10 protein-coding genes and 1 tRNA gene are annotated in these 11,307 nt (G+C 39.2%); 5 read left to right on the top strand and 6 right to left on the bottom strand.

Features of this window, described 5'->3' with window-relative positions; translation table 11 throughout:
- Positions 1-157: 157 nt before the first annotated feature.
- Complete coding sequence (locus B2400_RS12515; protein ID WP_293933810.1) at positions 158-787, top strand: hypothetical protein; 630 nt, start codon at positions 158-160, stop codon at positions 785-787.
- A gap of 135 nt (positions 788-922) precedes the next feature.
- Here the strand turns inward: B2400_RS12515 and B2400_RS12510 are convergent, their stop codons facing one another.
- Both B2400_RS12510 and B2400_RS12505 read right to left on the bottom strand, forming a co-directional pair.
- Positions 923-1,168, bottom strand: a complete 246-nt coding sequence (locus B2400_RS12510) for a hypothetical protein (protein WP_293933808.1) — start codon at positions 1,166-1,168, stop codon at positions 923-925.
- 173 nt (positions 1,169-1,341) lie between these two features.
- The gene (locus B2400_RS12505; protein WP_293933806.1) at positions 1,342-1,782 is read right to left on the bottom strand and encodes a hypothetical protein; all 441 of its coding nucleotides are present in this window, start codon (positions 1,780-1,782) and stop codon (positions 1,342-1,344) included.
- A gap of 301 nt (positions 1,783-2,083) precedes the next feature.
- On the opposite strand from B2400_RS12505, the gene B2400_RS12500 reads away from it, so the two are divergent.
- Together B2400_RS12500 and B2400_RS12495 are read left to right on the top strand one after the other, a co-directional pair.
- Complete coding sequence (locus tag B2400_RS12500) at positions 2,084-2,449, top strand: winged helix-turn-helix transcriptional regulator (protein ID WP_149525732.1); 366 nt, start codon at positions 2,084-2,086, stop codon at positions 2,447-2,449.
- Between the two features lie 238 nt (positions 2,450-2,687).
- Positions 2,688-3,134, top strand: a complete 447-nt coding sequence (locus tag B2400_RS12495) for a nuclear transport factor 2 family protein (RefSeq protein WP_293933803.1) — start codon at positions 2,688-2,690, stop codon at positions 3,132-3,134.
- Between the two features lie 64 nt (positions 3,135-3,198).
- Here the strand turns inward: B2400_RS12495 and B2400_RS12490 are convergent, their stop codons facing one another.
- From B2400_RS12490 to rpe, 4 genes are all read right to left on the bottom strand, one after another.
- Positions 3,199-3,672, bottom strand: coding sequence for a DinB family protein (locus B2400_RS12490; RefSeq protein WP_149525730.1), 474 nt, complete (start codon positions 3,670-3,672; stop codon positions 3,199-3,201).
- Between the two features lie 73 nt (positions 3,673-3,745).
- Positions 3,746-5,473 (bottom strand): M14 family zinc carboxypeptidase, encoded by a 1,728-nt coding sequence (locus B2400_RS12485; RefSeq protein WP_293933800.1) that lies wholly within the window; start codon positions 5,471-5,473, stop codon positions 3,746-3,748.
- A 205-nt stretch (positions 5,474-5,678) separates the two neighbouring features.
- Positions 5,679-7,946 (bottom strand): aconitate hydratase, encoded by a 2,268-nt coding sequence (locus tag B2400_RS12480; protein ID WP_149525728.1) that lies wholly within the window; start codon positions 7,944-7,946, stop codon positions 5,679-5,681.
- A gap of 149 nt (positions 7,947-8,095) precedes the next feature.
- A complete protein-coding gene (gene rpe, locus B2400_RS12475) occupies positions 8,096-8,776 on the bottom strand; it encodes a ribulose-phosphate 3-epimerase (RefSeq protein WP_293933799.1) in 681 nt (226 codons plus the stop codon).
- 126 nt (positions 8,777-8,902) lie between these two features.
- On the opposite strand from rpe, the gene B2400_RS12470 reads away from it, so the two are divergent.
- Complete coding sequence (locus B2400_RS12470) at positions 8,903-11,032, top strand: HD family phosphohydrolase (RefSeq protein WP_293933797.1); 2,130 nt, start codon at positions 8,903-8,905, stop codon at positions 11,030-11,032.
- A gap of 114 nt (positions 11,033-11,146) precedes the next feature.
- Positions 11,147-11,233 (top strand) — tRNA-Ser (locus B2400_RS12465).
- The last annotated feature ends 74 nt before the right edge of the window (positions 11,234-11,307 follow it).

Genomic DNA, 11,307 nt, shown 5'->3' with positions numbered 1-11,307 from the left:
AACTTTCGGTATGATCCATTTTTTCGTGACAGGGCACATTAATTATTTGTGTCTCTCCCCTTATGTTTACGATGTCAATTAATAATCCGAATTAAGTTTTCGTTAACTCATTCCTCCTCCGAATTGGTAAGACTATTTTAAATAAAAAATGGTAATTATGGATTCAACACAGATAGAACAGTATTTATCAAATTTGGAAGATCAACTGATTAAACAGTCGAAAAGAGTAATGTTACTACCTTTAAGAAATTGGGAATATCAATTGCCTAAGGAACCAGCTGTATATATTTTTATAGAAGGCAATGAGATATGCTATGTCGGGGAAGCGGAGGATTTGAGACTAAAAATGCGGAAGTTTTGTCGTCATAAGAACGACCGTTTCAAGCGCGCTTTTGGAATTTATCACTTTTCCAACCATCCGGATTTAGCGCTATCGAAAGGGGAATCATTTTCTGAAGAAACGAGCGCTCTTATTGCAAATAAAATTAGTGAATTATTAACTTTTGCTTATATAAAAGTCGAATTAGGAAGGGCAGAATTAAAAGATTTATTGAATAAAAAAATGAATACGAAATATCCCCTCACCTTGCGCAAATCTGGCGTAAAGTCGATAGATATTAAAGAGCTCAGAAAAACCTATCAAAATGCTTTCAAACGATGGTCGAGAGATGAGGATCAATTGTTAGAATCGCTTTTTTATGAGAACAAGCCGATAAAAGAACTGTCAGATATTTTTAAACGTCAATCTTCTGCAATCCGTCGTCGAATTGAAAAGCTAAAACTGTAACGATATAATCAAGAAGGAAAAACGCTCTATAAAAACAAAAAGCGGGAATCCATCCCGCTTATGTTTTATGATGTTCATCCCACAATTCAACTATCCTGATCTGTTCTTGATTTGTTGAAGTTGTGGAATTATCGCCTATTCAACATCGATTACACGTTGCACATCGTCGCGAATATCATTAGGCAACATCATGTATATTTCCTTTTTCACCATTAAAGGCGATAAATCTGGGTCAGCATGGTTAGCATCAATGGTTACCAAAGTTTCGAAGCCACCATCTAACCATTTCCCTTCATCCTCCAGGTATGCTTTGTGTTTTTCATTCAACAAACGTAATCCCTGTAAGATACGCTCATTGCTTAAGGTTTGATTGTTTATCATATCTAAATGCTTTTCCATTAATTATAAACGTTAGATATCGAATAAATGTATAAAGCGCGTGTAAAAAATGTCGCAAAGGACGTTAAAAAGAATAAGTTTAATTGGGAAGTGAAAAAGCAGACAAATTATGTCCGCTTTTTATATTTAGAAACTTAATAAATAAAAATTCAGTTTTATTTAGAGTAAAATGCTTTCTGATGAAAATTCGAATTTTTATCAGCTTTCACCTGCAGTTCAAGGCTCGAATAATTCTTGTCTATAAAAATGTAAAAGAAAGGATACGAAGATTTAACGTTCAGCGTTAAGATTTCTGGAATTTCATCTACTTTATTGGCATTCGAAACATCATACCCCAAGCGCTTCGTAACGCCATCCTTACCCGTGCATTCTAAAACATCGTCGATAAAACGAACGGACTTTATTTCAGCCATCCCTTTATCAACAACAGTACCTTCGACATCATCACCTTCTATAATTTCAACGCGATGGGGCGTCCAAACAGTATTTTGCAAATCTGCAGCAATTTGATCTTTTAGTTTAGGTGGTTTAACGTCGTTTTCACTGCATGCGATAAAAAATACACTTATCAGCAAAAGGAGTCCAAGTTTTTTCATAGTATTATATTTTATACTTTAAATGTATGTTTTATTGCCACTATTCAAAAGTGGTAATTCAGTAATTGTCATTTTAATACGACAATAAACCGCTAATCCACTATGATATTGGATATTACAAGCGCTATCTACCTGTCTTAACAAGGGAACACAGAAAACCACAAATATTAATCTATGATAAATTGTGTGAAAACTGACGAAATTTTTTTTAATTTATTTTCGTTAATAAATAAATTACTTAGTTTTGATGTGCTTTAACATTACACTATTAATACATTAATTAGCCCCCGAACACATTAGTATGAAAACATTAAAAAACGACCCACCAGAATGTAGTCTCAATTTGCTCGCTATGCGCGACACGTTGGAAGTGCTAGGTGGAAAATGGAAGCTACTTATACTCCATTATTTAATTACTCGCGATGATCAGATTAACACTTTCAAAAAGATGCAAAGAGAAATTACTGGGATTTCTGCAAAAATGCTCACTAAAGAATTAAAAGATCTAGAAGAAAACCATCTGGTCCATCGTGAACAACAAAACACAAAGCCTATTACCGTTCGTTATACCATAACTGAATACGGACGTTCTGCAGGCGACCTAATCCAGCAATTGGTAGACTGGGGAAAAACGCATCGAATCAAGTTGCTAACCTCTGGTCAATAACACGAATCAGTAGAATTTACATTTAAAAGCCTTCCTATCTGTAGTGAAGGCTTTTTCTTTTGAATTTAACACTCGGTAAATATTCTCCGCATATTTTTACCGAACCCTCCCCGACTTTCACCGAATTTTCTTGCACATCAGCCTAATCTACCTAGGGCTGCATCCATCCTTACCCTACCTTTGGAGTATCAAATAAGAAATAATAAACAGAACAATTAAACATTAAAAAATAAAAGACATGAAAACTCAAACTAAAACTTTCGCAATCGCAGCATTATTATTCGTTTCATCAGTAAACGTATTTGCAAACCCTATTAAGGAGGAGAAGAAGACCTTAAACAAAGCCGTTGTTGAGAATGTCGTTGATGAATATATCAACGCAACAGTAAATGGAAACACACTTTACATCAACGATCTATTCGACAACAGTTTCAAACAAAAATTCAATGCTGGAAAATCGCAAAAAGTATCTGGAAAAGAAGATTATATCAGCTTCTTAAAGAAAAATAAAGGGGTTCAATATGATTGCGAAGTGAGTTATGAGCTGGTTGAGAAAAATAGAAACTATAGTTTAGCCCGTGTTACCTTAGACTTCGGAAACTTTAAAAGAATCGACTACGTTTCGATCAACATGGACCAAGATGGATGGAAAATCAACGAAGTAAACTCTGTTTATCAGAAATAATAATCTCCAATAGCAACACAAAGAGGGCCAAGCAAAAATGCTTGGCCCTCTTGTATGTTATTGATTATCTATCCCAGAAAAATGGCGGTTCGATGCCTAATGCACGCAAGTACACAAAGCCCTGCGCGCGATGATGTATTTCATTGTCTACGAAATACAATAGATTCTGATAAACCGGAAATTCATATTCGCCGAATAGGTTAAAGGATTCGTGAAACTGCTCATCGGGAATCTGCTTAAAAAGCTCGTTAATCTGCGAGGTCTGTTGATCCCATTCGTTGAGAAGATCGCTCTTCGTTTTTAGTTCCGGCAACTCGTGAGAATAGCCCTCGATTTTCTTATGGACAATTCCATCCAATCCTGGCGCAGCGATGCTCAGTAATTCTTTGATTAAATCACCGAATACACGCATGCCGCCAATTGAGAACTTAAATATCTCCGCTTCGGGAAATGCTTCGATTGTCTTCCTTGTCAATGTACGATGTCCTTGCCAATGATTCAAAAACTCGTCTCTGCTAATAATTTCTTTCGTGCTCATCTCTTTAAATGTTGATTAATGATATAGCCAAAATTAGTAGCAGATTTGACAAGGGTATGTCAGCAGAAAAATATTAGTTCACAAGTCTTGCTATGGGATACAGTTTAAAGGTTTTTTCGTAAAATGGACTCCGCTGATAAAGCCATTGCAATTGGGCTGTCCCACTTGTCCGTAGCTTCTCGTCGTTAATCTTCGCCTCCTCAAAGGATTTCTTCAAATCCTTATCTTTTTCAAGCATCTCCGCAGCATAATCCTCGAAGATATACGCCGAGAAATACTCCTTCTGAGAAAGAACAGCATCAAAAAAGTTCCAGTTGAAGAAAGAGTCTGGAGCCTGCGGCTCTAAAGTTTCGATGATATAACGAATGGCTTGCTGATTAGTGGGAATGACCCAATCGCCTTCAAAATACGCTTGTTTTCTTTTTACAACTTCCAACTCAACATCAGTATGGGGATAATGCCCCTCATAGGGCCTATTAGATGTTCTATAATCGGATATATAATACATTTCGGCATCTATGATCGTATCCTGCTTCAATTGCTGCATATCGACTCTATTAGCTTTCAATAATTGAATTACCTTTTCATAGGCCTGCGGAACGATATACGCTTTGGGCTTATCAATCCTCAATGTTTCCTTATATCTATAATAATGTGGAATATTCTGACTATACGGCTTCTTACGATCGTAATACAAGCGCTGCTGCCCGCTAACCCTGCTAGTCTGGTGTCCGCTTTGAAATCCCAAGAAGGGAATCTGCTCTACCTTTGTAGTATCCAGTTCCCAACGAATTGCAAATTGCTTTTGATGTACTAGTCCGTCCTTTATTTCCTGTCGAAGTTTTACGATATGCTTTGCCTCTCTCTTTAGGTTTTCATGCAAGATCTCCATCAATGCGTAAGTTGATTCTACACGATCCTTATAGGGTTTCCACATATGTGTTTCGGGCATATAGCCAATAGTATGATGTAATGCTGCATAGCCGGTTGAATATCGCGGACCGTCAAGAAATGATACCAGTCCGGATTGGGGAGTCTCGCCTTTTGAATCAACATAGGGAACCATAGGATATCCTTTTTTGTCCATCTCACGATATAGCGGCTTTGTAAAGCGCTCTTTCATGTAGCTGCTTAGCTTGGGATGTAACTTATCTGGATGTGTCGCAATCAGGGTCATAATGTGCTGATAGTCCGCGCCGTTGCTGGTATGCGTATCGAAGAATACATCAGGATCCCAAATGCTGAACACCTCATTAAACAACATCGCATTTCTGGTATCAGCCTTAATGAAATCTCTATTTAAATCGTAATTCTGACTACTACCGCGAAAACCGTATGCGTTCGGACCGTTCTGATTCGCTCTCGTTGTTCCCCTATTGAGCATCCCAGCAATATTATAAACCGGTATCAGACAGATAACGACATCCGAGGAGAGCTTGTTTTGCTTTAGCAAATCCCTTACGAACATCATACTCGCATCAATGCCTTCCGGTTCGCCGGGATGTATTCCATTATTCATAAAAAGTACGGCCTTACCTTTCGCCTTAATGCTTTGCGGATCGAAATCACCATCCTTCGATAGGACGATCAGCTGAAGCGGCTTCCCCACATCGGTCTTTCCTAAATCCATAATCTTCGTTTGCTTCTCATCCTTTAGTAGATCTTGATAATAACTTCGAAGTTCCTCATACGTGACGGTAGTATTCCGCTCAGGATCCTTTTCAAAGGGAATTTGCTGACCGGACACATCATTTAGAGTAAATATCAAGATAATGCTCAGTATAGAAGTAAATGCTTTCATGGTTTTGTTAAATGTAATAATGGATTAGAATCCTCCGACAAAGCTACCGAAATATGAATAGAAAAGAACAATGATATGCTTCAGCACTGCTAAGCTATTGGATTAGCTAAGCTCACTTCGGAAAACTACTAAATAGAAAAAGCCGCTCGGAAATGAGCGGCTTTAATATTTTCATCTTATTGCTAAGATTTAAACTGTTGGGCTATTATTTAGCTTGGTTTGCACGAATAATATTCAATGCACCACCAGCTTTAAACCAACCGATTTGTTGTTCGTTGTAAGTATGGTTTGCTAAGATTTCTTCGGATGTACCATCAGCATGGTGTAATACCAACGTTAATGGTTTATTCGGAGCAAACTCAGTTAATCCATTGATATCGATGATATCATCTTCTTGGATTTTATCGTAATCTTCTTTGTTTGCGAATGTTAAACCTAACATACCTTGTTTCTTCAAGTTCGTTTCGTGGATACGAGCGAATGATTTCACTAATACCGCGCGAACGCCTAAGTGACGAGGCTCCATTGCCGCGTGCTCACGAGAAGAACCTTCACCATAGTTTTCATCACCAACAACAATAGATCCGATATTAGCAGCCTTATAAGCACGTTGGGTTGCAGGAACTGCACCATACTCGCCTGTTAACTGGTTCTTAACGTTATCTGTTTTATCGTTGAAGTAGTTTACTGCACCGATTAACATGTTGTTAGAGATATTATCTAGGTGACCACGGTATTTCAACCAAGGACCTGCCATAGAAATGTGGTCAGTTGTACATTTACCTTTAGCTTTGATCAATAATTTCAAGCCTTTAAGATCCGTACCTTCCCATGCTGCGAATGGCTCTAACAACTGCAAACGATCTGAAGTTGGAGAAACATCAACAGTAACCGATGAACCATCTTCAGCTGGAGCTTGATATCCTGGATCATCGACTGCGAATCCTTTTTCTGGTAATTCATCACCAGTAGGAGGATCTAATTTTACTTGCTCTCCGTTTTTGTTTGTTAATGTATCTGTAACCGGGTTAAATCCTAAGTCACCTGAGATAGCGATAGCTGCTACCATTTCAGGAGAAGTTACAAATGCAAATGTATTCGGGTTACCGTCAGCGCGTTTTGCGAAGTTACGGTTGAACGAGTGTACAATCGTGTTTTTCTCTTGCTTATCTGCACCAGCACGATCCCACATACCGATACATGGACCACATGCATTAGTAAAGATCGTTGCGTTTAGATCTTCGAAAGTTTTCAATAAACCATCGCGATCTGCAGTGAAGCGTACTTGCTCAGAACCTGGGTTGATACCAAATTCTGCTTTCGTTACTAATCCTTTTTCGATCGCTTGTTTCGCAATAGAAGCAGCACGCGAAAGGTCTTCGTAAGAAGAGTTAGTACAAGACCCGATTAATCCCCACTCTACTTTTGTAGGCCAGCCGTTTTTACCAGCTTCCTCACGCATACGAGAGATTGGAGTATATAAATCTGGAGTGAAAGGACCATTCAACGATGGCTCTAACTCAGAAAGGTTAATTTCAATTAATTGATCGAAGTATTGCTCAGGGTTAGCATATACTTCCGCATCAGCTGTTAAATGGTGTTTGATAGCATTTGCTGCATCAGCAACTTCTTCACGGTCTGTCGCACGTAAGTAACGCTCCATAGAAGCATCATATCCGAAAGTTGATGTCGTTGCACCAATTTCAGCACCCATGTTACAGATTGTACCTTTACCAGTACATGATAATGATTCAGCACCTTCGCCGAAGTATTCAACGATAGCACCAGTACCACCTTTTACAGTTAAGATACCAGCAACTTTCAAGATTACATCTTTAGGAGCTGCCCATCCTGATAATTTACCTGTTAATTTAACACCGATTAATTTAGGGAATTTAAGCTCCCATGGTAAACCTGCCATTACATCACAAGCATCAGCACCACCAACACCGATAGCAACCATTCCTAAGCCACCTGCGTTTACTGTGTGTGAGTCCGTACCGATCATCATACCACCTGGGAAAGCATAGTTCTCCAACACTACTTGGTGAATAATACCTGCTCCTGGTTTCCAGAAACCAATACCATATTTATTAGATACAGAACTTAAGAAGTTGAACACTTCTGAACTTTCTTGCTTCGCACGTGTTAAATCCTGGTCTGCACCATCACGAGCTTGAATCAAGTGGTCACAGTGAACTGTTGATGGAACTGCAGCCTTCGGACGACCTGCTTGCATAAATTGCAATAAAGCCATCTGTGCCGTAGCATCCTGCATCGCAACGCGATCCGGTGCGAAATCAACATAAGACTTACCTCTCTCGTAAGCTTCCGTAGCGGTACCATCCCAAAGGTGCGCATACAAAATTTTCTCTGCTAATGTCAAAGGCTTATTCACGACCTGACGAGCTGCATTAATACGCTCATCATACTGTGAATAAACTTTTTTGATCATGTCTATATCAAAAGCCATGTATTATTTGTTTAAATATGATTTACTTTTAACTAATTCTATTGGAATAAATATTTACTTACGCCAACAAGAACAAAAATACAAAAAAAACCAAGTTAAAGTTGCATTTGTGCCACCTTGCTGCAATTTGGAAATATTCTAAACAAGTGCTAAACCAGCTGAATTGTAGGGTCTACTTCCTTTAATTCCTTCACCGTTTGCAGAGGATTAACAGAATTGAAAACGAAGCTTCCGGCTACCAAAACATCAGCACCTGCTGCTAATAATTTACCGGCATTTCCTGTTCCTACTCCCCCGTCGATCTCGATTATCAAGTCTGTACCTTCTTGCAAAGCTAAAGCGCGAAGTTCTTTAATCTTGGAGTAAGTGCGCTCAATAAATTTCTGACCGCCAAAACCAGGGTTTACAGACATCAGACAAACTAGATCGATATCTTGAATAACATCCTTTAATAAAGAAACCGGCGTATGTGGATTTAATGCAACACCTGCTTTACATCCCAATTCTTTGATAGCTGCTAGCGTACGGTGTAAATGCGTACAAGCTTCATAATGTACCGTGATTACCGCTGCACCATTATCTTTACATGCTTTCAAATAGCGATCAGGATCGACAATCATCAAGTGAACATCCAAAGGTTTCTTTGCATGCTTAGCAATTGCTTGCATTACCGGAAAGCCAAAAGAAATGTTAGGAACAAATACACCATCCATAATATCAATATGGAACCAATCAGCTTCGCTGTTGTTTACCATTTGAATATCATCATAAAGTTTAGCAAAGTCAGCCGCTAGAATTGATGGGGCGATTAAATGTTGTTTTGCAGACATGTCATAATTTTTTTGCAAAGATAGCAAGTAATAATCGCTAATAACGAACATCCCCATACTTTTCAGAAATAAGGGGCATTTGCACGAAAATAATTACATTTGTTTGATAAGGAAGACTATAAGAACGTGGCGAAACTAAAGATTAACTACCCGAAAGACAAATTGCAGCAAAACTCAACCCTATGGAAATATGGGATGGTAGTAATTACGATTATATTAATCTGTATATTCCTACCGAAACAACCCCGTTTCCAATATGAATACGAGAAGGGAAAACCATGGAATCACGAAAATCTCACTTCCCCTTATAACTTTGCCATCCTTAAGACACCGGAAGAACTTGCCCGCGATAAACAGTATATTCTCCGTACGGTACAGCCTATCTACAATCTTAACGACGTTGCTAGCAAGGAACAGATCGATCAGTTCAATACCGATCTAAATGAGAAATGGCAGTCTAGCCAGCTCGACTCCTCCGGAACCGATATTTCAAAGTATAGAGAGGTCGGCACTGCTCTCCTCAACTATATATACAATCGCGGAATCATTTCCTTAAATAACCGATTCCAAGTCAAAGGTAATGACTCGGTTAAGAATGATGCGACTGCCATGCAGTACAACTTCGTCTTGGTTCATGATAATGTCGCTCAGCAAAAGAATACCGTCGATTGTTTTACTATAGAATCTGCAAATAAGTACCTACGCGAAGCTTTAGAGAAGAACAACCTAATTGAACATAAATCCTGGTTTGCCGAAGTTTTAAAGAGTTATGTCACCATTAACTTCGTGTTTAATGAAAGCCAAACCAACAAAGTCGAACAGAATGCCCTAGCGAATATATCGACGACGCGGGGTATGGTTCAAAAAGATGAGTTGATTGCCGAACAAGGAAAGATCATCAATAATGAAGCATACCAAAAACTGGAGTCATTGCGCAAAGTATTTGAGGATGAATCACGAATATCCGGCGAGCAGAATCTCGTGATGTTCGGCCATTTTATCCTGATATCCTTAGCGATGACCCTATTGATGGTATTCCTATTCTACTTCCGTAGAGATATCTTCAACAACAATCGTCTGCTATTCATTATCTTCATTGTTATCCTTGTTATGCTAGGCGTACTGAGCTGGGCTATCAAGATGAAGATCCCAAGCCTATACTACATACCTTATTGTAGTGTGCCGATCATCTTTAGATTATTGTTCGATACTCGTATCGCCCTCAATATCCATATCCTGATGGTTTTGGTAGCCGGCCTATTTGTACCAAATAGTTTCGACTTCGTCTTCCTGCAGTTCACCTCCGGAATGGTAGCCATCTATAGCATTAAAACGCTCGTTAAAAGAGAGCAATTCCTGGTCTCCAGTGTGATTATCCTAGCGACCTATATACTTGCTTATATCGGATTAGTGCTGACGCGTAACGGCTCCTTCTCGACCATTTACTGGCAAGATATATTACCGTTTGCTGTCAGTGTCGGATTAACGCTTCTCGCCTATCCACTGATCTATGCATTTGAGAAGTTATTCGGCATCGTGTCTGATTTGACTTTGATGGAATTAACCAATAGTAATTCCCGCTTATTGCGCGAGCTATCCCTGAAAGCTCCAGGCACCTTTCAACACTCATTGCAGGTGGCAAACCTTGCTGAAGCAGCAATCTATAAGATCGGTGGCAACCCTCTTTTAGTTCGTGCCGGTGCTTTATATCATGATATCGGGAAGATGATCAACCCGCTTTATTTTATCGAAAATCAGAAAACGAATGATAACCCACATGAAGAGCTGACGCCGGAACAAAGTGCACAGATTATTATCTCGCACGTCCTGAAAGGGATCGAGATGGCGAGAAAGCATCAGATGCCGGAGGTAGTGATTGATTTTATCCGTACGCACCACGGAACGACTAAAGTTGACTACTTCTACAACCTAGCCGTAAAAGACAATCCAGATAAGGTTATCGATGAGTCCATATTCAAATACCCTGGTCCAGTACCATTCTCCAAAGAGACTGCAGTATTGATGATGGCCGACTCGGTTGAAGCCTCTTCCCGCGCGTTAAAAGAGCCTACAGAAGAGTCTATCAATAACCTTGTCGACAAAATTATCGATCATAAGCTAATGCAGCGCCAGTTTGCAAATGCGGATATTACTATGCGTGATATTACCGAAGTATCTAAGATTTTCAAGTCTATGCTGAAGAGTATTTATCATGTACGTATAGATTACGATCTAAGCAAGAAAAAAGACAGCTAAAAAAAGGAATTGACATTCAGCAGGTTGTCATTTCGTATGAAAAAATTGTTAAAAATTAGCGATAACAGCTTTGTAGAGTGAAAATTTTGCTTTATGTTTGCACTGTCAAAACCCGGAGAGGTGCCTGAGTGGCCGAAAGGAACAGTTTGCTAAACTGTCGTACTGGAAACGGTACCGCGGGTTCGAATCCCGCCCTCTCCGCAAAGACATAAGAGCAACTGTAAAAAGTTGCTCTTTTTTTTTATGCACTTTTCGGATCAGTTTCAAAACCTGTG

This window comes from Sphingobacterium sp. UBA6645, assembly GCF_002455685.1.
Lineage (GTDB): Bacteria > Bacteroidota > Bacteroidia > Sphingobacteriales > Sphingobacteriaceae > Sphingobacterium > Sphingobacterium hotanense.
Note: the sequence above shows the minus strand (reverse complement) of the source record. Positions and strands in the feature narration are given on the sequence as shown.